10 protein-coding genes are annotated in these 25,065 nt (G+C 43.4%); all 10 read left to right on the forward strand.

What is annotated here, in order from left to right; genetic code table 11:
• Nucleotides 1-343 precede the first annotated feature (343 nt).
• The 10 genes from NST40_RS15740 to NST40_RS15785 all read left to right on the forward strand — a co-directional run bounded on the left by NST40_RS15740 (nt 344) and on the right by NST40_RS15785 (nt 25,006).
• Nucleotides 344-1,291 (forward strand): ABC transporter permease subunit, encoded by a 948-nt coding sequence (locus NST40_RS15740; protein WP_036677080.1) that lies wholly within the window; start codon nt 344-346, stop codon nt 1,289-1,291.
• A 13-nt stretch (nt 1,292-1,304) separates the two neighbouring features.
• A complete protein-coding gene (locus NST40_RS15745) occupies nt 1,305-2,174 on the forward strand; it encodes a carbohydrate ABC transporter permease (RefSeq protein WP_036677077.1) in 870 nt (289 codons plus the stop codon).
• 66 nt (nt 2,175-2,240) lie between these two features.
• Nucleotides 2,241-3,827 carry an extracellular solute-binding protein gene (locus NST40_RS15750; protein WP_076277367.1) on the forward strand — a complete coding sequence of 529 codons (1,587 nt, stop codon included), beginning with the start codon at nt 2,241-2,243 and terminating at the stop codon, nt 3,825-3,827.
• A 190-nt stretch (nt 3,828-4,017) separates the two neighbouring features.
• Nucleotides 4,018-5,757 carry a histidine kinase gene (locus NST40_RS15755; protein ID WP_076277368.1) on the forward strand — a complete coding sequence of 580 codons (1,740 nt, stop codon included), beginning with the start codon at nt 4,018-4,020 and terminating at the stop codon, nt 5,755-5,757.
• Nucleotides 5,754-7,379: a response regulator gene (locus NST40_RS15760; RefSeq protein WP_342409693.1), complete on the forward strand. Its 1,626-nt coding sequence runs from the start codon at nt 5,754-5,756 to the stop codon at nt 7,377-7,379. The genes NST40_RS15755 and NST40_RS15760 overlap by 4 nt, the downstream gene beginning before the upstream one ends.
• Nucleotides 7,380-7,463: 84 nt before the next feature.
• Nucleotides 7,464-9,695 (forward strand): FAD-dependent oxidoreductase, encoded by a 2,232-nt coding sequence (locus tag NST40_RS15765; protein WP_342409694.1) that lies wholly within the window; start codon nt 7,464-7,466, stop codon nt 9,693-9,695.
• 17 nt (nt 9,696-9,712) lie between these two features.
• Nucleotides 9,713-10,921 carry a GDSL-type esterase/lipase family protein gene (locus NST40_RS15770; RefSeq protein WP_339810210.1) on the forward strand — a complete coding sequence of 403 codons (1,209 nt, stop codon included), beginning with the start codon at nt 9,713-9,715 and terminating at the stop codon, nt 10,919-10,921.
• Between the two features lie 295 nt (nt 10,922-11,216).
• Entirely contained in the window at nt 11,217-16,817 is a 5,601-nt protein-coding gene (locus tag NST40_RS15775; protein ID WP_342409695.1) for a chitinase N-terminal domain-containing protein, read from the forward strand.
• 341 nt (nt 16,818-17,158) lie between these two features.
• The gene (locus tag NST40_RS15780) at nt 17,159-18,100 is read left to right on the forward strand and encodes a hypothetical protein (RefSeq protein ID WP_342409696.1); all 942 of its coding nucleotides are present in this window, start codon (nt 17,159-17,161) and stop codon (nt 18,098-18,100) included.
• 108 nt (nt 18,101-18,208) lie between these two features.
• Nucleotides 18,209-25,006, forward strand: coding sequence for a stalk domain-containing protein (locus NST40_RS15785; protein ID WP_342409697.1), 6,798 nt, complete (start codon nt 18,209-18,211; stop codon nt 25,004-25,006).
• The last annotated feature ends 59 nt before the right edge of the window (nt 25,007-25,065 follow it).

The raw sequence follows: 25,065 nt of genomic DNA on the forward strand, positions 1-25,065 counted from the left end.
TCATCTAATGGAAGAGCATGCAGCGACGGTTGATGATGTGGTAATTATTTTAGTAATGGAAAATAAAATACGTGGATGCATTATATAGAAACTGACCATTAATTAAGCCCAATTTTTTTAGGGGCTTTTTTTATTTGGGAACTCAGGATTGTATTTAGTCTATACCCAAACTTTCGAGTCAGAGTTATTGTACGAGCTTTAATGCAAGACAATCATGCCTATTGTATTGGAATTATCCAAGGCTGTACTTACTTAATATCTTATAAGAAATTCTTGAAATTACAGAAATTTATCCAATAGGGGGATGCTATTATACAAATACAAATAAAGACGAGGTGATGATATGCAAGCAAAATTGGCAGCGGACGCCATTCCCCTCCCCAAAAAGCGGAACTCATGGATAAGGACGATAAAAAAGTATAAAGTGATGTACGCTCTCTTGTTCCCGGCATTAGTTTACTTTGCCGTATTCAAATACATTCCTATGGCGGGAATCATTATTGCCTTTAAAAACTATAACCTAGCTTTGGGACTATGGGATAGCCCATGGGTGGGATTTAGAAATTTTACAGATTTTATGAACGGCGTTTATTTCTGGGACATCATGAGAAATACGATTATCATATCCCTGTATAAGCTGTTGTTCGGTTTCTCAGCTCCTATCATACTTGCTTTGCTGCTCAATGAAGTTTATACCCAATGGTTTAAGAAAATCGTTCAAACGATCACTTATTTACCCCACTTTCTATCATGGGTCATTGTTTATGGAATGATGGTGGCATTATTAGCCCCAGGGGATGGTCTTTTTAACATGATATTGAAGGAAACTGGAGTTGAACCCATCTCATTCCTAACGGAACCTGCCTGGGGCAGACTGCTGATCATCTTATCTGAAATATGGAAGGATATTGGATGGGGAGCGATATTGTACCTTGCAGCATTAGCAGGAATCGATCCAAGCTTATATGAAGCGGCTAGAATTGATGGCGCTTCCAAGTGGAGACAGCTATGGCATGTAACACTTCCCGGCATTCGAGGCGTGATGATTCTGATGCTGATCCTTAAATTAAGCCATATTCTGGATGCTGGTTTTGACCAAATATTCATGTTTGCCAACAGCTTTAATCAGGAGAAGATCGACATTATCGACACATGGGTATACCGTGAAGGCCTCGAGCGACTTAAGATTGGCTTGGCTACTGCTGTGGGATTATTTAAAGCGGTCATCGGATTTGTTTTAGTGTTGGCAGCGAATAAGCTCGCCAAAAAATTCGATGGGCAAATTTGGTGAGGTGGTTATCAAAATGATCAATTTGACAATCGGAGAAAAGGTCTGGCAAGCATTCGTTTATTTTATTCTTATTTTGCTAGCTCTACTTTGCTTACTCCCCTTTCTATATGTGGTTGCTGTTTCAGTAACACCAGAATCGGAAGTGCTAAGAAGAGGAATTGTTATTATACCAGAAACCTTTACCTTTCTAGCCTATAAAGAAGTATTTATTTCTCATGGTATTGGGCAGGCGTATAAAATTACATTGTTTCGAACGATTGTGGGCACTGCTCTTAATGTGTTCTTTACGGTAATCGCGGCATATCCGTTATCCAAAAAATATTTGCCGGGTCGCAGCCCATTTTTACTATTCATTGTCTTTACCATGATGTTTGGGGGAGGATTAATTCCGACTTATTTACTAGTCCGCTCTCTGGGATTGCTAAACAGTCCGTGGGTATTGATCATTCCAAATCTCATTAGTGCATTTAATCTGGTGATCATTAAAGGCTTTTTCGAGCAATTGCCCGCTGAAATCGAGGAATCAGCGAGGGTAGACGGTGCAAGTGAACTTCAGTCGTTATGGCGGATCATTTTACCTCTGTCCTTGCCCGTCCTTTCCACAATTTCATTATTTTACGCAGTCGGGCATTGGAATAGTTACTTCGATGCTATTGTTTATATCAATGATTCCAACTTAATGCCGCTCCAAGTGATCTTGCGCAACATCCTGCTTAACGTCGCAACACAAAGTGCTGATTCGCTTGCCAATACCGGAGCTGTTAGTACGTTCGCTATACAAATGGCAGCAGTTGTCGTGACTACAGTTCCGATTTTGATCGTTTACCCATTTATGCAAAAGCATTTTACCAAAGGTGTGCTCTTGGGATCGGTTAAAGGTTAAAAAGATATTCCAACCTGAGTTGTTACGGGGAAACCGTGATAATATAGAAGCAAAGGAGAGGTCATTATGCAACGTAAAGCGATTACATTTGCTATTCTGACAGCAATGGTCGGTGTGGGAACAGTATTGTCAGGCTGTGGGGAACAAAAAGAGGTTACATCGACAGCTTCGGGTAATTCACAAGACCAGTCTAGTCCCTTTGAAACCAAATTGAAAATTTCGATGTTTAACCAAGGAACTTTCAATGCTGCTGCTCCGATTCCTCCCCGTGAAGAAGATATCCAACGCCAAATGTTGGAGAAAGCAGTAAATATCGACTTAGAAATGATGATTCCTCAATCAGGGCAAGCAACGACTAAATTAAATACGCTCATTGCTGGCGGAGATATTCCAGATTTGATCTTTTTGAAGAGCCGGGCTGATCTCGCGCAATATTATGACCAAGGCGTTCTTGCGGATTTGACACCGTATCTGGATCAATTTCCTGAATTGCAGAAACGTTTTAGCAACGACTCCTGGGAGGCGATGTCCTATCAGGGAAAAACCATTGGAGTTCCAGGTTATGATAACGTAAACGGTATTAGTCGAAGCTTCTTTATCCGTAATGATTGGCTGAAAAAGCTGAATATGGAAGTGCCAACAACACCTGACGAGCTATTTGAAGTTATGAAAGCCTTTACAGAGAAAGACCCGGACGGCAATGGTAAAAATGATACGTACGGATTCATAGGCGGTATGAATAAAGAAGGCAATCTGCAAACCTATGGCTTCGATAGTTTGATGTGGATGTTTGGTGTCAATCCTCCCTCAGCCATTGATGTGAAAGACAATGAACCAGTGTTCCTGTTTACCGACCCAAAAATGAAAGAAGCACTCGCTTATATCAATAAAATGATGGAAGCTAAAGTTGTAGATCCAGACTGGGTGACGATGAATACTCCCGATTTATTGGACCAAAAGTTATTTAAGGGTAAAGTTGGCTTTATGATAAGAGATGCCCGCAGGCTGGAACCGGATTATCAGCAAAAAATGAAAGAAATCAGTGGAGAGGTGCCGGAATGGATCGTCATTCCTCCAATGACAGGTCCTTATGGTGATCAAATTGTAGAGAGAAAATCGTTCCAAGGCAATTCATGGGCCATATCCAAGAAAGCGGATAAGGACAAAATCATTCGGATCTTGTCCATGCTGAATTATCTCTTTACGGACAAAGAAGCATATCCGAATTTTGCATACGGAATTAAAGGGATTCATTGGGATTTGGTAGACGGCAAGATCAAAAATAAAACCTCCGAATTATCAAAGGAAATGAAAGAAAAGTACTTATGGGTCGATCATTATAGAATGCCGCGTCGTGGTGATGATGCTGAGTACTTCAGCTTTCAGAATCCTAAGACGGCAGAAGCTTTTGAGAACAATCAGAAATACGTGGCGGCTACGTTGCCCGGAAATTTATTAACTGAAGACCCGAACGATTCATTGGCTGCTGACCGCCAACGCTACATTAATGAAAGCTTGGTCAAATTTATGACTGGCAAAGAACCTCTTTCGAACTGGGACAATTTCCTCAATACATTGGAAACTAAGTTTGACATGCAGAAGTATAAAGACTCAGTAATCAAGCAATTTAAAGAAGCAGGCTTAATCAAGTAAATCAAACGAAGAGAGCGGCTATAATTAGCCCCTCTCTTTATTGAAATATAAGAAAGTATAAGTTTTACTTTATACTTTATCCTTCTATTTTTCGAAGAAACGCTTATCGTCCTTAAAAAGGACGCCGAAGGCGTTTCTTCTTATCATATGCTATTATTTGTTTATTACAGATTTAAAAGGAAGATGATCGATGCGAAGAAGAATCAGCTTGCCTTTAAAACTATTTTTTATCGTGTTTGCATTTGTATTAAGCTGCATAATCTTGATAAGCCAATTGTCTTATCGTTATGTCCAAAAGGAAATAAGAACCTCTGACATTTATTACACCAACCAAATACTTGATAAGATTGATCAGTATTTCACAGTTAATTTTTCCTCCTTCCAGACGATGCTGTTCTCGGTCGAGTCATCGGTGAAAGCCAACATTGACAATCCGGACGTGATTAAAAAGCAATTAAGAGAGCTCTATGAACTCAACAGTAATTACGTCAGTAATATTTATTTGATCAAAAACGATTTATCTATTCTAGGCGGAAGTACACCTACCCGAATATTTGATGAACCTTTAGCTGAAAGAGAACCATTGTTTGATGCAGCTGACAAGAATAGAAGGATTACATTTGTCAGTGATCCTTACAAATCTAAATATTCCGGCTGGACAGTTACGATGGTCCGATATCTGAACAGTGCTCCGTTTCCTATGGCCATTGCAGTAGATTTAGATCTAAATGCCATTGAAGATACCTTGTTCAAGATTAATAAAAAAGAACAAATGAATTTGGCTCTAATCACCGCATCGGGAAAAATCATTGCCGGATTTTCGGAAAATAAAGGCCCCCTGAATGTTCAAGATCATACTTTTTCAATCGGTGAAACGTCAGCAGAAGAAATTCTGGATACTACAGAAACAAACCTTCAACTGCACACCAAGGAGGGGATTCAAGTTTCCCTTCTAAAAAAACCGACTGAAAAATTCAACTGGACCATCATCTCAATCAACGATGAATCACGCTTGAAAGCTGCTTTATCCAGATTGGAAACCTATTATATCGAGCTTCTAGCTGCTGGTTTTCTCTTAAGTCTGTTCGTTTCCTTCTTTATTGCCAAATATATAAGGAACCCGCTCTATGCACTCAAAACAAAAATGAAGCGGGTGGAGCAAGGCTCCCTCACAACTACAATATCGATTAACCGAAATGATGAGTTTGGAGATCTCTCCCGAGCATTCGATCGTATGCTGCAGCAAATTGTGGAACTGATTCGGGGAGCAGAGCTTCATAACGAACTTGAACGAAAGCTGGAAATTCAAGTGCTGCAGTCTCAAATAAACCCTCATTTTCTGTATAACACGCTTGGTTCTATTAGTAATGTCATACGACTCGGACAAATAGAGAAAGTAGATGTGGTGATCGAGTCTCTCATTTCAATATTGGAATATGGGATAGCTGACGCTTCGGAGAAGGTATCACTGCGTCAGGAATTGCAGAATGTATCAGACTATATCGCGATCCAGAACATCCGCTATAACCGAAACTTCCAATTAATCGAAAATATCGAAGCAGGGCTAATAGATTTTCCGGTTTTTCGAATGCTGTTGCAGCCCCTTGTGGAGAATAGTATCTTCCATGGTTATAACGGAGGGGGGATCGAAGGCCCTATTACTATTCATGCGTACAGGGAGGGTGGCAACGTCATCATAGAAGTAGTTGATCAGGGCGAGGGAATTCCAACTGATAAAATAAAGCATATTTTAATTTCAGAACCGGGGGATGTGGAATTGAAAAGGAAAAGAATCGGGTTAAACAATATTCATGACCGAATCAGACTTCACTACGGAGAACAGTTCGGGCTCCAAATCATAAGCATACCTAAGCAAATAACCCGGGTTCGCGCCTTATTCCCAGCAGGCTTGTTTAAAGGAGATGCATGATGATGAGAGACTACACCTGCTTCATTGTTGACGATGAAGATCTAATCATTCAGAGATTGGAATTGTTTTTTCACGAGCGCTCCCTTAGGGATAAGCGATTTCATTTAGTGGGAAAAGCGAATAATGGGCTGAAGGGGATAGAGGAGATCGTAAAGCTTAAGCCGGATATCGTAATATCTGATATCGTCATGCCGCGAATGGATGGGATTTCCATGATTGAGCAGCTAAAGCCAAAGCTTCCCCATACCCAATTCATTCTTTTGACCGCTTATTCATCCTTTGAATACGCCCAGAGAGCTATTCAAGCCAACGTATTGGAATACATTGTTAAGGTTCCGCTCAGAGATGCGGATTTGGATCGAGCTTTAGATAAGGCAGCCGGGATTTTAAATGAAGTTAAGAAAAAAGAAGCGGAATTTCAATCTTTAAACGTATCCGTGCTTGAAAATAAATATCGAGTCCGCAAGCAATTTTTTAACGAGCTTATCAGAGGCGAAATCCCTTCTCATCGGGCATCAGATTTTGCCAATCGTATGCAGTTTCATTTCTTTCAAGCCAACTATCGCTGCTTCATTGTCGAGATGAATATGTATGAAAGTTTCCGAAATGATTATTCAGCGTCTGATCAGAACATATTGAGGTATGCGATTACAAATATAATCGAAGAAACGGTGATGAATGGTGGCAGTGGTGTAGCTGCGGATCTATCCGATAATCGGTTTATTGGCTTTCTATCCTGGGAAAATAATCGTAGTGATCTGGAAACGGAATATGATTGCCAGACATTGGGGGGGCAGATCGTCTCCCATTTGCATCAATATTTGAATCAAAGGGTATCCGTCGCTTTTGGAGGTCCACACCGAGGCTGGGAATCCATCAAACAAGCTTACACGGAAGCACAAAATGTGAGTGATGATTTCTATTATCATACAGAGAAAGTAGTAAAAACACCCATGCATCGGTTCCATTACCATAATGACAGAAAAGAAGAATTTCAGCAGAAATTGGCTGATTTTCTTGCTGGGGTGAAAAGAAAGGTTTCCAAGGAAGAGCTGGAGAAAGCATTTGCTGATCTGAACCAATTTGTTACGGACCATAAAATCCATAAGTCCATCATGGCGCCTATGTTAAGAGATTTGTACAGAGACATTATTGTGAAGTTTAAATCGGGGAACAAGTTGGCCGCGGAAGTAGCAGAGTTTCCCATAGAATTTTTAGCTTTTCGGGAGCAGCTTGCCTATATTGGCGACTTTACCTTCGAATATGTACACGCCGGCCAACTTTTACATCGTATAGAAATCATGAGTGCTATGCGGTTTATAGAGAAAAACCTGAAACAGCGATTAACGCTCGAGGCGATTGCCGAGGAAGTGAATTTAGCTCCATCGTATTTTAGCAGCTTATTCAAAAAAACAATGAACGAAGGCGTTATCAGCTACATCAATCGTAAAAAAATCCAGTTAGCTCTCGAGCTGTTAAATGTTCAGGATTATTCTATATTGGAATTGTGCGAAGAAGTAGGAATTGTGAATGAAGGTTATTTTTGTAAATTATTTAAAGAATATACGGGTGATACTCCTAAGCAATATCGGATAAAAATGACACGGTATGAATCCAATTAAGGTTGCAAAAAATGTGTGATTTTTTCGCGAAATCATGTAAAAAAAAAGGGAGCAAAAGGATTACCATGATAGAAGGATCTAATCATGGAGGTTATCAAAATGGAGCTTATTAAAGCAGATGTAACCGTCGTCGGCGGAGGTATTGCTGGGATATGCGCTGCCATTGCTGCCGCACGCCAAGGGCTGCAAGTGTCACTTATTAATGATCGACCGGTTCTTGGGGGAAATGCGAGCAGCGAGGTCAGGGTTCATATCAACGGGTCGGCTTATCTCGGAAACAGTCCATCCTATTATGCACGTGAAGGAGGGTTGGTGGAAGAACTCAAGTTGAAGATTTTCCACTATAATCCGTTATACAACAAGAAGCTGATGCTTTCGCTTTCGGATACGGTCTTGTTGGATATGGTCTATGCTGAGCCTAACATTTCTCTATTTCTGAATACATGCGTGCATGAGACGGGCATGGAGAACGGCAGAATTAAATGGGTGGATGGTCTTCAATTGGCTTCCGAAAGGAAATTTCGTTTTGAAAGCCGAACCTATATCGATTGCTCCGGAGATGGAGTTGTCGGATATCAGGCAGGTGCTCTCTTCCGATGGGGGAGAGAAGCGAAACATGAATACAAGGAAGAATTGGCTCCTGAAGTGGCGGACCATTACACCATGGGCGATACGATCCTGTTTCAAGCCCGTGACGTAGGATATTCCGTTCCATACAAAAGACCTGGCTTTGCGTATGATATTACGAAGTTGACCTTTTTCGATAGTATCAGAAAAGGCTTAAATCATCGGGCTTTTCCAAGAAAAATCAACGGGCTTGGCGGATTGTGGTGGCTGGAATACGGCGGACATATGGATATTATCAAAAATAATGAAGACATCGCGTTAGAGCTGCGGAAATTGGTATACGGGATTTGGGATTATCTCAAAAATAGCGGTGAATTTGATGATGTAGACAATCTCATTTTGGATTATGTATGCCCGATCCCGGGAAAGCGGGAGTCGAGGCGGTTTATTGGGGATCACATGTTGTCTCAGAACGATCTCACAGCAAAGCGTCATTTCGAAGATGCTGTATCGGTCGGTGGATGGTACATGGATCTACATGCTAATAAGGGCATCTACGATGAGGGGCCGGCCACAGCTTGGAATTTCGTGCCTGGATTGTACAATATCCCTTTCCGCAGTTTATATTCACGAAATATTCCTAATCTCATGTTCGCTGGTCGCAATATAAGTGCTACCCATGTGGCTTTCGGATCTACAAGGGTTATGGCAACCTGCGGTTGTATGGGGCAGGCGGTTGGAACAGCTGCTTCGTTGTGCTCGAAATACGAGGTAGACCCTGCTGCTATAGTCGAAGCTCATATGGGGGAGCTGCAGGCGTTATTGCTTCGAGACGGACAAACCATTGTAGGCCTTCAAGAGGAATTGGATTCTTACTTCGCTGACGGATTAACTATTCGTGCCTCGTCTCAGCGCAGCTATGACAATCTTCATCCAACCGAAGAGATTTCCTTGGAGAAAGGGTTATGTTTGGTCTTGCCGATTCAGACATCCGTGGCTGAAAGCGTACGGTTCAAAATTAAAAATAGCTCCAAGCATTCGGAAACTCTACATGTGAAGCTTTTTGGCGGGGAACGGAAGGAAAACTACATTCCAACCAGCGAGTTGAGAGACTACCACTTGGTTATTACAGCCGGTCATGACGACTGGATTACGCTAGACTTGGACTGCAAGAAACCGGCTGACGACAAAATCTACATCATACTGGAGGGCACGGCGAGCCTTGCCATATACGGTAATGAAGAGAAATTGACAGGAGCGGTCAGCTTCCACTATAGGCCGGAAGAGCCGTCCAGGCTGAAGAAATTCAATAAGAGCATTTGCTTTAAGGACCTGGTGCCAGCTCAGAATATGTATAGTCCTGAGAATGTTGTCAATGGCTACTCCAGACCTTATGGCCAACCGAATAGCTGGATTTCTGAACATTCGGAAGGACAGGAATGGTTGGAATTCTGTTTTGCAAGCCCCAAAAATCTGGACGAAATCCATCTTGTTTTTAATTCGCAGCTGGATTTGGAGCATTTCAACGACCCGATTGAGTCCCTTATCCAAGATTATGATATGACCTTGACCTTAGAAGACGGAACCGAGAGGACAATCATAACTCGTGGAAATTATCTCACGTTGAATAAACATAAGATAGATGCGAACGGTGTAACCCGAATCCGGATTAATTTCGGCGCAACTTATGGTTCGCCTTATTTTGAAGTGTTTGCTGTGAAATTGTTTGCTCCTAAAATCGATAAATGAGGACAGGTGAAGTCACGATGAAGGAATTATTCCCTCGTAAAGGGCTCCCCAATATAATTCAAAAATTGGAAAATGGGGATACCGTAACAATCGTCTATTTCGGCGGCAGTAATACACGTTCTGAAGGCTACAGGGTTATGACGGCGGATTGGCTTCGTAAGCAATATCCTAAGGCGGATATCCGCTCTGTGAATGCAGGCATTGATGGGACAGGATCGGATTTGGGCTGTGCCCGTTTGGAGACAGATGTACTGCGTCATCGGCCTGATCTAGTATTTGTTGAATTTGTCGGTAATGATGGCGGAGATCCCGAATCCAAGGCGCGGATCGAAGGGATTGTCCGTCAGATCCGCAAGCGGAGCCGGTTTACTGATATCCTGTTCGTTTATACGCTGAAGGAGCGGGATGTGGCCTTATTTCAGTCTGGAGAATACCAGAAGGGGGCTCTAATGCAAGAGGAAGTGGCCGACTATTACGGTATTCCTTCGATTCATCTGGGCGTAGCGGTCAGTCACTTGGTGTCGGAGGGAAAACTCGTTTTCACCTCAAGGGAAGACGTGTCCATTTCCGGAGCCGTTGTTTTTACACATGATTCGATCCATCCGACTATTCCCGAAGGACATCAGATTTACACGGATACGATCACCCGGTCATTTGAGAAAATTAGAGAACTTCAGGATCATCCAGGAAGGTCAGTACATCACTTACCTCAGAATCCGTTGGTCCCGGCTAATCCTTGGGAATATGCGAGCATGCTGCCATTGGATAGTCTTACCGATTTTTCCGCAGGATGGTCTTACATGACTCCCGATGATTGTGCTTTAGTACGCGAGTACAATTGGTTGTTCCCCGGCCTGTGGCGAGCAGTCGATCCTGGAGAGGCTATTACGGTGCAGTTCGAGGGAACCCATATCGGGTTATTCGATATCGGGGGGCCTGATTCTGGCAGATTGAAGGTGTCGGTGGATGGTGGGGAACCCTTTATTGTCGATCGATTCACACTACACAACGATCATAATCGTAATCAGTATGTATTCTTGCCGGAGCTCCCAAATGGGAAACATACGGTGCGCTTCGAAGTCGATACCGAAAAGACAGACAAAGCGGCTGTATTTGAGGCATGCGGCAATGAACGAAGTATTGAGCATGTTCGGCAGCATCCAGATTGGTATGATCAAACGGTGATCCAGCTTGGGAAGTTGTTATTGGTGCAGCCGCCATTATAATTAATCATAAGGTTTTCTCCAATTGAAAGACCTATATCATACTGACTGCAGTTGAGCAGCCAGTTATGATGTAGGTCTCTTTTTAAAGGAAGACAATGTCGTTTCTTCTTGCTTAAAATCTTATAAGAAATTCTTGAAATCAAAGAAATTTCACAGTTATGTGACATGCTATGATAAAAACGACGGAGCGGGATTAGCCAGAAGAATACGGCTGATTGCTTCTTTATGATCTTCGAACAAAGGAGGGTTTTATTATTTTGAAAGCGTTATCAACTTAAGGGAGGCTGTGAGTTGTATGATAAAAAGGAAGCTGTTTTTCTTAATCGTTTTCATCGTGACGATATTAGTTCCTTTCAGCCTAGACGGAATAAGGACCGCTTATGCAGAGACCTTACCGTATAAGACGATTATTATCGATGACGGGAGCATCACGATCAATGATGTAGTGACACCTGATGTGGGTAACGAGAACAACGGATATTCGGCTCCAAATTGGACCACAAGTACAGGGGTGAAGGGGTATGATAACTCCAGCTCCAAATATACGAGTACAGCAGGCAGAACGATATCATGGAATCCACGATTGGAAGCGGGAACGGCGAAAATTTCGTTATACAAGCTTAACTGGGAAGATAAAGCGGATAGCAATGTAAAAATTGAAATCGTCCACAATGGAACGACGGATGTTCTTTTTATGGATTTGAGACCTTCGTTTGGCGATTCTGTGGGATGGGTTGATTTGGGAGAGTACTATTTTTCCGGAGTTGGTAACGAATTCGTTAGATTAACTCGGTCTACCAGCACAACCAGCACGATACTTACTCGTGCAGATGCGGTCAAGTTCGAAGGGAATATTCAGCAAAAAGAGCCTCATAAGACGATCATCATTGATGATGGAAGCCTCACGATTGATGATGTCGTCACTACTGATGTAAATAACGCAAATAACGGGTTCTCCGCTCCTGATTGGACTACAAGTACGGGAGTGAAGGGATATAATAATTCCAGTTCCAAATTTACCGATGCAGTAGGAAGAAGCATCACATGGAATCCGCGATTAGAAGCAGGGACGGCGAAAATTTCATTCAACAAGCTTGATTGGGCGGATAAAGCAGACAGTAATGTTAAAATCGAAATTGTTCACAATGGGATTACGGATGTCATGTTTATGGATCTGAGACCCTCGTCGGGGCCATCGGCCGGATGGGTTGATTTGGGGTCCTATTATTTCAGTGGTGATGATAGCGAATTTGTCAGACTGACTCGAACACAACCTACGACCGGAAAAATCATTACGCGGGCCGATGCGGTCAAATTTGAAGGGAATATACGGCAGCAAGCTCCACCGTTGCCTCCGCTGCGCAGCCGTACATTGGCGAATCTCAGTTACACGGAAAAAGGCAGCATCGAGAATGCCAGCTATAAGGCTACCTTTTATGAAGCTGCTTGGGATGAAGGCAAAACCATCGTTCGTGATATGTTCTACAAGGATACGGGGAACTGGGTGCCTGTCAATAATGTGGCAGAAAGAGTTGAAGAACAATGGGTCTTATTGGATGGGAATGCGGGGAGTCGAACCAATTATTACGATACGATGAACAAACGCTGGATTACATTCGACGAGATCAATTTCCCAGACAGCCACACGGCGATATTAACCGATTCTTCACATGAAAGCGATTACGATTTACAAGTGAACTGGTCCATGTCAGGGGACAAACCTGATGTTTCCTTCGCCTTTACACCTCGCAAGGATGGCAATTATGTAATCGGTTATCAGTCCTTCACAACAGAGCAAATCTCAGACGTCAATGAAGTGTTAAATGGTTTTAGATCACACGCCAAAATGGTAGGTTCAGTGGAATCAACAAGCTTAAGGGAACTAAGCGCTCCGATGAGTCTAATTGAGAAGAATGACGGTTCGGGGAATCCATTGACATATGGGGTATTTGTACCGTCGGATGAGCTTCCGGTTGAATTTGAACCGACGGGAGGCGTTACGAAGCAAAGGCTTGGCATGAGCCTTGTCAACAACGAAGGCAGCGTGCAGCCAATCTTGTACGCTCCTCAATTAGGGACCTATTCTCAAATGAACGCAGAAAGCACTTATCAATTTCATATGGGACTAATCGCTCAAAAAAGCAAATTGTATGAGTCCTACGCGGATATTCTTCGCAAAGAGTACGGTTATTCTGCTTACCGGGAAAATGTATCAGATCAGTCGCTTACTGACGCGATGTTCAATATGATCGATTTACTTAAGATAGAGCCGCAAGGGGATGACTCTGTTGATTATGTCCCGTCACCCAGCGGGTGGTGGAGCCGTGCCAAGGGCTTTATTGACATCGAAAACGAGGATAGCGTTCGAACAAGCTCGAATGCAGTTCTTTTGGGGGCTTACTATTTGACTGGGGATGACCAGCTCTACGATACGAGAGCATTGCCGTCCGTCCAGTATGGCTTATCGCGAAATGGTATAGGCTGGTCGCCTACGCAAAAGCCAGTATACGGTGTGCCGTCGTTATGGAAAATGGCAACCTTGCCGTTTGATTTTTCAAGCGTAACCGCTCTCAATCAGATGATGGGTACTTCGGCAGGAATTGGAGCACTGGCACAGGAAGAATACCTCGTGCGTGATCCTGACCAGAAAGACCGGGGTCCTGTCATTCAACCCCTGATGATGTATCGTATGACGGGAGATACGCAGTATTTACAGGCTGCCAAGGATGCAGCCGACAGCTATATCATGCAGCATATTGATACGCCTGCATCCGTCAATGTGAGTAAAAATGAGTTCATTTATTATTATAGCAAGCTGTGGATGGAGATCTTGGAGCTTTACGAGGAAACTCAGGATCCCAAATACTTGAATGCCGCTTATAAGGAAGCCAAACGGTATGCAACGATGTTTGTTGCTCGTCCGGTTCCTGAAGGTAGCGTTACGATTCCGCAGCCTGAGACGTATAATTACGCGGAGTCGTTCCATTGGCCGGAAAGTGGTAAATATCAATATCCTCGGATCAAGCTCCCAGAAGATGTAGCCGGAGGCTTACAAGCGGATAGTTGGCTTGTTTCTCCCAATGGATTGACGTTTGAAGCGGGAAGTACAACTGGCTATTATCGGATGAATGCTCAGGAAGCTCCATTCATGCTGAGATTGTCGCTCTATACAGGTGATAAACTGCTGCAGGATATTGCTCATAATGCAGTTATTGGACGATATTCTAGTTATCCAGGTTATTACTATAAGGGCTTCGCCGTTAGCCAACTTGAGCCAGAGTTTCCCCTGGAAGGCCCAAGCGGGGCTACATCCATCTATTATCACCATATCCCGGGACAGCTCGGGCAAACGATGGATTATTTGATCAGCGAACAAACGTTGAAATCGAATGGTAGTATTACATTTCCTTCTGTTTTTGAAACTAATTTTTTATGGTTCAAATATCACCTCTATGGAAATAAACCAGGGAATTTTTACGGTAATTCCGGCGTTTGGCTCTGGATGCCCAAGGGGATTATCAAGACCAACCATCCTCAATTGAACTGGATAACGGGAGAGAGCGGGAACAAATTCTACATCGGGTTAAGCAACGAATCATCAGCTGAAGTCCAGACTCCGATCGAATTGAATGCGCAAATCATTGGGTTCAACCCGGCACAAGATTATACCGTAACCATCATCCGCGACAATGGCATACCAGAGCAAGCGGTTATGAGTGGCGGAATCATTCAAGCCACGGTTTCAAGCAAGGGAATAACCGCTATCATTGTAGAAGGACTCAACATTGATGTGCCGCTGCACCAGGTCAGAACTGCTGATACATCGGTTGCAAGCTATTTCTTCGATATCCACAGTCCAATAGATGCGGTTAAAGGTATGCTGATCGTCAAGCCCGACGAAACGGCCTATGATGCTTATGTGCAGGCAAAAACGACAAAACCAGCGACGATCCATTATTCCTTGGATGGCGGAGTAACGTATACAACCATTCCAGATACGATCTATCCGATGGAATGGTCGATACGGGTAAACGATTTATCCCAAACCTTCACTTATTATGTGGAATCGGATGGGAAACAGACCCGCAAGCGGACACTCTATTTGCCTGATCAAGTACAAGAAACTCCAGTTCAACCGGATTGGCAGGAGAGTTCATCGATCATTGTGGATAATACGGAGGCAGAGACAGAAGGCGTCTGGATACGGGATACAACGGCTAACGACTATTACTATGATAACTATGTGTACGCCAAATCGACTGCCGGCACAGCGACAAGCAGAATTAAATGGCGGCCTGAGCTGCCGGAAAGTGTTACTTACAGTGTGTATTACAAGCTTCCGCAAATAACCGCTACAAGTGAAAATTGGGCAACGAATGCCTCATTTACCGTTTATTATAGTGGAGGCTCCGAGACGGTTACCGTTGATGAGACAACGGCCAATGGGACTTGGGTGCACCTGGGAGATTATCCTTTTGCAGCAGGCGATAGCGGATATGTCGAATTAACCAATAAGGCCAACAAGTCACGGGTAGTTGCCGATGCGATGATGTGGGTGGATCCAAACAGTATGCCGCAATTGGAGTCTGTAGTGATCCTGTCGGATCGGGGTGAACTGCAAATGACTCAAACCGCACAACTAAGCGTAACCGGCTATTTGGATAACGGTCTGATTGGTGATCTATCACAGGCAAATGTGCAGTATTTCGTTGATCGAACCGATCTGGCTGAAGTGGACAGTAGCGGTATGTTGACCCTTCTAAGTCTCGACGGAGAAACGGATCATATTGAGGTATGGGCCACTGTAACGATTGACGGGGTGACCTTAACAACACCTTATATGACAATTGCGATCAGGGACTTAACGGTTATTGTCGACAGCACGAATACGACTGGGTTATACACGACAGAAGGATCTTGGAGCCAAAGCAATTTAGCTGGATACAAAATTGGGGTTAAGTCCCGTTATTCTACCGTTCAAGGTTCATCAGCGACGTGGAAAGGCCAGTTCCCAGAGGGGAAATATACGGTCTCCATTTACAAGCTCGTCCATACGACGGCAAATGATAACTATGTCAAAGTGGAAGTGAAGCATCAGTCGGTTACCGAGGTTACGTATATTGATGCAACCGTCGGCTCATCAGGTTGGGTTAATCTAGGAACGTTCGACTTTACTGGAGACGGCAGCGAGTACGTTCGTCTAACCAGGGTTACTCCGACAACGGTAGATCCGCCAACTCTACCTGCCGATATGATTTATACGAGGGCTGATGCAGTCAAGTTCGAACGGCATTCCGTTAGCCCGGAATTGCTTGCAAATGGGGTGCCAGGTAAACCGATACTTTCGAATAATAGCGGTGTTGCGACAGGTATAAATGATGGCAATTATGAGGTTACAATGAATATGTGGTGGGGAAACAATGGCTCACTGTATAAGTTGTACGAGAATGGTCAATTGATCCAAACGAAGTCACTGGCCGATGTTTCGCCAGCCGCCCAGACTTCCATTACTCCTATTCAAGTAAAGCCGAATGGAACCTATGTGTATACATGTGAGTTATCGAATTTGTATGGAACGACTTCATGTGATCCACACACCGTCACCGTGGCTGAGGCGAATCCCGGCAAACCTGTGTTGTCTAGTGACAACTGGGATCAAGATGGCGACTATAGTATTACTGCTAATATGTGGTGGGGCGCGAACGCAGAACAGTATCGATTATATGAAAATGGCGAACTTATTGAAACGCAATCTTTATCTTCACAAACACCAAGTGCTCAATCGGCCATTACACAAATTTCAGGGAAATCTCCTGGCATCTATCAATATCGCGGTGAGTTTATGAATGGAAGTGGAACAACGGAAAGTGATACGATAAAGATTATTGTAGAATAAACTTATGAGCTGAGTGGATGAGAACAATCCATTCGGCTTTTTTATTTCCTGGAATTTAGTATAGAGCTATACAAAAAGCTAATCTTTCAAGGCTCTCAACTGGGTGATATCTACATAATACTGCTCATGCTAGATTAGCAGGGCGTTTTCAACCAAACGTGGTAATTTGAACATGTCAAATTTGTTCTAATTCAGTCTAAATAAGCGCTTACATTAGGGTGTGGCTAGACTTACAATAATGTCTAACCATTTAAATTTGGGAACTTCTCCTGCAACGGCGAAGAATTTCACTGTCATGGCTTTCATGCAAAGCTAGGTTGAATATTGGAGAGGAGGCTGTCATGGGGATTACAAGACGAAAACCAACAGTGATTATCTTGTTTACCGCTCTGATTGTTCTTGCTTTACTCATGTTGGGCTTAACTAACAAAAAGGCGGAACTGCCTGAAAATTGGATATTTACAGTAGATGGATACGCCGTAACAGAGGAAGAATTTCAATCTTTTGTCAAAGAGCAGAGAGCTATAACGGTAGACTATTTCTTCAGAACTTATGGGGCCCAAGTAGATGAGAGCTTCTGGACACGTCAATACGGTAAAAATCATGAAACCCCCTCTGAATACGCCAAAAATTCTGCGATGACAGCATTGCTAATGTCCAAGCAGGAGCAATTTATTGCAGACAAGCGAGGAATCGCCCCTTACCAAAGCTTTGATGAGCTTAAATCCGACATGCAAGAAGAAAATGTTAAGCGAGCTAAGATGGATGATTCAGGAGAGACTTACTATGGGTTGCCTCAGTTTGATTTATATCAATACATGCAATATTTAAGTGGCGCCCGTTGGCCGGATTTGATAGAAACCCAGGTAAAGAAAACGAAAATGAGCGACACCGAGTTACAAGTTGAGTATGCATCAAAAAGTGCGGATTATGTTCGTGTAGCTGATAAATTAACGGCTGCGTTAGCGACAGCGGGGCAGGCCAAAGAAGAAAAAGTGCTAAATCGTTTGGATATATCCAAAGAAGATACCGAGTCTCTTAAGTTCTGGGAGTCTTTAGCTGCTGCTTCTATAGGTGAGACAGTAATCGGTAAATATATGGGTGAGGATGTCATTGCTACATTAACCACAAAACCGGAAATCACCAAGCTTAAACTGGAAGAAGTGAAAGATTCCATTCTATACGGATCGGCGGAGTCTGACTTGCGAGCGTTAATTGCAAATACGAATGAATTGAAGATCGTGTATAACGGTAATCGATTCAGTGAGTTAGTAGTGAACTAGAATAGTTAGTTTTTAAGTTTATAAAAATCTATGTCTATTGAGACTTCCATAGATACAGATTTTTTATAAAGTATAAATTTATTAATTTCAAAGGGAGGAAATTTTGGAATGATACGATGGAAATGGATGCAAAAAGCTTTGTCGATAGTTATAGCTACAACGTTGGCATTCCCTGGTCTGTTCAGCTTGGCGCCTTCATCCGAAGTGTCAGCTGCGGGAGGGAGCGAATCTTTTGACTCCGTTGTACTAGAATTGACACAAGCGGCAGGTCAAACAGGTAGGGTAAATCTTACGTATAAAGGTTCACCTTTAAGCAGTCTGGTTAAAGGACCGGTTATTGACGAGGTAAGTTATGATTCCAGCAATTCGCAACTTTTAACTGTTAATAATCAGGGGAACATTACTTTATCTAACGGTTATACATTTGCGTCGCCAGATGCTCCGGGCGTCCCGGTGACAATCACGGCCAGGGCGGGTTATTACCCTGACTCAGAAGTGTTATTCATGGAGGACTTCGAGAACAACAATGGTCCGATGACATCTATGAGCAAATTAGGCTCGTCATTCACGCTGTCCGATGCACAGTCCCGTTCTGGATTGAAAGCGATTACACCTTCGGATGATACGAATAATGAAAAGGTAGCTCAAGATGTGGCATTACCGGCTGGCAGCAATTATAAGATGACGGCATGGTATTTTGACCCGTATCCTAATGAGGAGAAGACTGCGACGGATAGAACGCAATTTGCTATTGTAGATGGTAAAAATGCCACCTTTGCCGGGACATTCTATCAAAGTTCAGAGGCAGATGTTATTCATAACCCGACGAAATATACTTGGGCTTATGCACCATCATCAGCGGGTACAGCAGGCAACCGTTGGAAAGATAGCGGGGCTTTACGTTCCACAGGCTGGCATAAATTCGAGTGGCTTATTACACCAAATGGTGCGACGTTACAAATAGACGGAACATTAATATCTGATTCAGCGCAAAGTGATATTTACAGAGCTATGAAGAGCGGTACAACCATTCAGCCTAAAATAGCGGGAGGATGGAATAGCCAGACAGGGAACAAAGCTTATATTAAAAATAAACATCTAATCGACGATTTTTATGTTGTAAAAGATGTGGCTACAACAACAGGAACCAGAACATTAACAGTGAATTTGGTACCTCCCGGCGGATTGCCAAATTTAGAAATAAGCACTCAGCCAACAGCTGCAGAAGTGAAACAAGGTGAGACAGCAACATTTAGCATTACGGCATCAGCCGCTGCTACTGCTTATCAATGGTATGTATCTGATGATGAGACTGGCTTGAGCGGGACAAAAGTCAGCGGAGCTGATAAGGCAGTATTAACACTTTCCAATGTGGACGCAGCTTCACAACAAGGCAATTTTTATTATTGCGAGGTTTCCTCGGCAGAGGGAGTTGTAGTGAAATCCCATGCTGTACCGTTGTTGATAACCACCAATACGCAGGTGAATGCACCAATTAATCCAACGCTTGACTCGGATTCGGGTATTTATAATGGCGCTTCCAATTACGGGGATACCCTTGTAACACTGTTCAAAGACGGTGTACCTGTTGGTTATTATTTATCGAAAAATGGGGGACCCGACCAGCCTAACAATCATGAAAGGTATCATGTTCTGCCCTATGCAAGGGCACTGGGAGTGGGCAACTACACGGTTACAGCTATTGTCATAAATAATGCGGGAGATATCAGTGAAGAAGTTGCAGCAGCCGGAATATTAAAGATCGAGAAATTGCCTGTACCGGCAAATGCCAGATGGAACGGCACGTACGCTACATGGGATCGCGTCGCTAACGCATCTGCCTATTCGGTTCAACTCTTCAGTAATGGAGTGGCTAAAGGAAGCCCGATTGCAGCAACAAGCAATGATGCGGCTTTGTCCCCGACTTTAAATGATACATTTAAAATAAAAGCAAACGGCAACGCAACGTTACGATTCTTAGACTCTGATGAGTCAGGGGAGAGTGCACAATATTCAGCGAACATTGCGCTAATTCGCCAGAACGATACATTACGGGCAGGAGATAGAACGCGGTTAATGGTTGACACAGCTGATGTGTTCGTTGCTGATAACATCAGCTTCAGTCCGGCGGATCAAGACAAGGATAAGATTGAAGTTGATGATGCCGGATTCGTGACGGTTAAGAAAGGTTATATTCCGACAGGGAACGAAGAAGTTACTGTACATGTGAGCGTTGATTACTTCAATAAGGCTGACACTAAGTTTTACGATGGATTTGAAGGGGAGAAGAAATTTTCAAATGGTGCGAACGGATATGTTCACAGCGATGTGATGTCCCGTACCGGAGGAAAGGCCGCGACATCAAGCGGCGCCGGTCAGGTGGCGACTGTTCCAGGTACCTATAATTATGCCCCTGCAACCGGTAAGACAACAATCGTTACTGCTTGGTACTATGATGATGGCAGAGCGGCTTCCAATGACCACGCTGTCTTTGGTTTAACCCCATCATCCAATGAACAAATCGCAATAAATTATGGCAATGGAGATGGCGATTGGGCCGCAAATCTGACCAATTACGCAGTCAGGCCTGGCTCATCCGGGAGATTCTATCCTGTAGATGTCCAGCGAAGCGAAGGTTGGCATAAATTTCAATGGTTCGTTACATCAACAGGAACAACCTATAAAATCGATGGACAAGACATTCAAAGGCAAACAACAGCTGGCGGAAATTTTGATACTCCAGTTAAGAACAATATTTCCAAGATCGACGCATTGCAGCTTGCTACGAACTGGGGCAACAAGCCTGGAACGGTTAAGGATATACAGAACAGGCATTTTATCGATGACGTATATGTTATCGATAGTGGAATAGCAGCCCAAACCGGAACAGCTTCTATTACGCTAAAGCTCTTGCCTAAAGAGTATAGTCACTTGGAAGACAGCACATATGTTATTGGTCTGGATGACTATAATATCACCGTAAATCCTGATTTAACGGATCTGGCTGGAGTGAAGATCGGCGCTGTAACTCTGCTGCGGGATGTGGATTATACGGTTAGCGGTAATGTATTGAAGATTAACAGAGAATCATTCACAAGAAATAATATCGTGCCGGGAAAATATACCGTTAGACTTGATCTGTATCCTGCCGAAATCACCTTCGAGCTGAACATTGTCCCCCTTGAAGTCCGTGATTATTATCTCTCCAATAACGGTGACGATCATGCAGATGGACGCACACCGGCTACGGCATGGAAATCAATCTCCAAGATTAATGAATATGTATTTATGCCAGGTTCAACTATTTATCTGGATGCGAATAGCGTATGGAACGAACAAATCAGACTGCGCGGCAATGGTGAGGAAGGAAATCCGATTACACTTACAAAATATAATACGACCGACCCTAACCAACGCCCGGTAATTAATGGTGGAGGAACAGCGTCGAGCCCATCAGGCATTTCCTTAAACGGTACCATTGAGTTATATGACGTAAACTATTGGGTTGTCAGTGGAATTGAAGTAACGAACATCGGCAATGCGGCAGGTGACGGCCGCTCCGGTATCGCTGTAATGTCACGGATTTCCAAGCTGGGACAAGGTCAGTTTAATATTCAAGATTATGCTGATGCTCGTATGCAAGGAATCGTCATTCGAGATAACTATGTTCATGATGTTAATGGGCTGCACCAAGCAAATGGGGCAAGTAAGGTATCCGGCGGCATCATTATTAATGGTTATGTGGATATATTGGTTGAAGGCAACAAAACCCTTCGTTGTGATAACGAAGGTATTCGCAATAATGCCTACGGGCCAAGCAATCCTGGGACTAATAACACAGGTATTACTTGGAGTAATTCAAGCTATCCTTGGGCATCCAACGCTGTGTTTAGAAACAACTGGATTTCTAGTTCGGTTGGAGATGGCATTGTTATGTCCGGCGGGAACAACTCCCTTGTGGAACGAAATGTGGTCACAGACAACGGTTATAGCTATTTAAGCGATAAGAGCGGCAATCTGGTTACGAACTGGGGGCCAAATAATACAGCACCAACATATCTAGGTTCGCAAAACTATGCGGCTGCGTGGATTATGGCAAGTAAAGGCACCATCTTCCGCTATAATGAAGCTGTGGATAACCCTTATCATGCAAGTAATGACGGTATGGCTTGGGACATTGACAACTATTGTCAGGACAATGTGTATGAATACAATTACAGCCGAAATAACTATGGTGGTTGGTACTTACAGATGAATGCTGCCAAGGGCAATATCGTTCGCTATAATATTAGCGTGAACGACGGCCGCAGCCCCGATTTTAACAAGAGCTTTAACAGTCTAATATTGCTTGCAGGAGGTTCTTCAACGAGCGAGGAATTAAGTGGCTTATACTATAACAATGTCATCGTCACACCATTGAAGAATAGCAGTTCGTTAGTATTTGACCCGACAGCCTCCAACTTGCACATTTATTTCCAAAATAATATATTTGCCTACACTGGGGAAAACAACCAGGTGGGTCTGAAAGGCGGGGGAACATCAGCTCCATTTGCAGCCGGACGGTTTACGAACAACATTGTATATCCGGCTAATCTTTTTGGCAGTATGAACGCAGGTGGAGGCGGATATCTAGGTGCAGGAGTAACAGCAACAGACAACCGCTATGTAACGGAAGAGGAACTGAATTCTATATTAAAAGACTATAAATCTGCGCCTGAACATTGGATTACCAACAGTGGAACAGTGGAGGCCAAGCTTGATTACAGTACGATGAACGGATTCCGTCTTGCGGATGGTAATAACCTGGCCTATGGTGCAGGTGCCGAGATTGTAAGCCCATATGTGGATCGGGCGAATGCTCTGCCTCATATGACGGAGAGAACAGACTTCTTCGGCAATTCACTTAGCGCTAGAACGCATTCCATCGGCGCGCACAACCCTTATGCGGTAACTTTTGATTCCAATGGGGGCAGTGAAGTTGCGGTGAAGTTCGCTGACATGGGCGGTACAATTACTGAGCCAACAGCGCCGACAAAAGATAAAACTGTTTTCGGCGGTTGGTATCAAGATAAAGGATTAAACGATGCTTGGAATTTCGATGCTGATCCTGTTACAAGAGATATTGAATTATATGCGAAATGGGCTGAAGACGCAGGTACGGCACCAACGATAATGACGAATTCGCTTGCGGATGGCAAGGTAGGACAACCTTATTCGGCAGTTCTTACCACTGATGGCGATAAGCCGATCAAATGGGCCGTTGTAGAGGGGCAATTACCATCAGGATTGAGCTTGGATGAAGATGTTGGTGTTATCTCTGGTACACCGGATCAAAGGGGTCAATTTAAGTTCAAAGTTCAAGCAAACAATGACGTTGGCAGTGACACAAAACAGTTCAATATAGTGATCACTGAAGATGTCTCAGTTGATACAGCTCCGGAGATTATCACTAAGAATTTACCAAATGGCAAAGTTGGACAACCGTATACAGTAACACTAGCGGTATATGGCAGTGAACCGATTTCTTGGAAGGTCCAGGGAGGAGATTTGCCAGTAGATTTGAAACTAGATGAAGCAACAGGCGTTATCTCGGGTACGCCTCCAGAGGCAGGATATTACGAATTCACGGTTGCAGCAACGAATGATTTTGGTAAAGATGAGCGAGAATTGAGCATCGAGATTAAAGAAAATAAGCCAGTGGATACAGCTCCGGAGATTATCACTAAGAATCTGCCAAGCGGCAACGTTGGACAACCGTATACGGTAACATTAGCGGTTTACGGCGACAAACCGATTACCTGGAAAGTGAGTGATAATTATTTACCTGCTGGGCTGAATCTAGAAGGAGCTACGGGTGTTATTTCAGGCGTGCCTACTGAAGCGGGAACTTACAAATTCAATATTAAGGCTTCCAATCATGCTGGCATGGATACGATAGAGTTAACTATTGTAATTACTGCAAATAACAGTGGTGGCAATAATGGCAATAACAATGGCGGCAATTCAAATGGCCACAGCAGTACGCCGACTCCTTCGCCAGAGTTATCAGTAGCGGAGCGTATTGATGCTACAATCAAAGAGCAGCTGAAGAAGGGCAATTCCATTGCATTGATGATGTCAGCCGGAAAAGATGAGCTTGAGATTCAAAGCGATACGATCGGTGCGATTATTAATGCCGACAAACCGCTAATCGTTACGAATAACACCGTATCTGTTAAATTGTCCGCTGAATTGTTGAAGCAATTGAATACAGGAAAGCGGATGAAGGTTGTCATTAAACCTGTAGATGAAAGAGGCGGAGCTATAGGGCGGGGATATGAATTAAAGATCTTCGTGGATGGCCGGGAAGTAACGGATTATACAGGGCTTATACCCGTAACCTTCGATCTGTCAAAAGAGAAGCTGTCGACAAACGAGCTTAACATGTTATGCGGTGTTATGCTTCAATTGAACGGTAACATGGAGCGTTTAGGCGGCAACTATGAGCGTGAGACAGGTAAATTTACCTTCACGACAAAAGGACTAGGTTATATCTTCATTACAGCCAAGCCTGAACCTGTGAAATTGGTATTCACTTTAGGAAAGACAGGATATAAATTAAACGGAATCGAAATGAGTATGGACGTTGCTTCAACGGTAGTTAAAGGCAGAACGTTAGTCCCACTGCGCTTCATTGCCGAGAGCTTAGGAGCAAATGTAAGCTGGGATAACGTTACGAAAACCGTAATGATCACCTTGAAAGGTCAGACTTTATCGATTAAGATCGGTGAACTTGCACCAGGAATGGATGTAGCAGCTGAACTTGTAAACGGTCGTACTATGCTCCCATTACGTTTCATTGCTGAGTATTTTGGTGCAAATATATTCTTCGATAATACTTCGAAATCCATTAGTATCATGAAGTAGTATTTCCTAAAATTAGCAGCTACGCTCGAAACCCTCTAACATGCACTGCCATGTTAGAG

It is taken from the genome of Paenibacillus sp. FSL R10-2778, assembly GCF_038593035.1.
Taxonomy (GTDB): domain Bacteria; phylum Bacillota; class Bacilli; order Paenibacillales; family Paenibacillaceae; genus Paenibacillus_AQ; species Paenibacillus_AQ odorifer.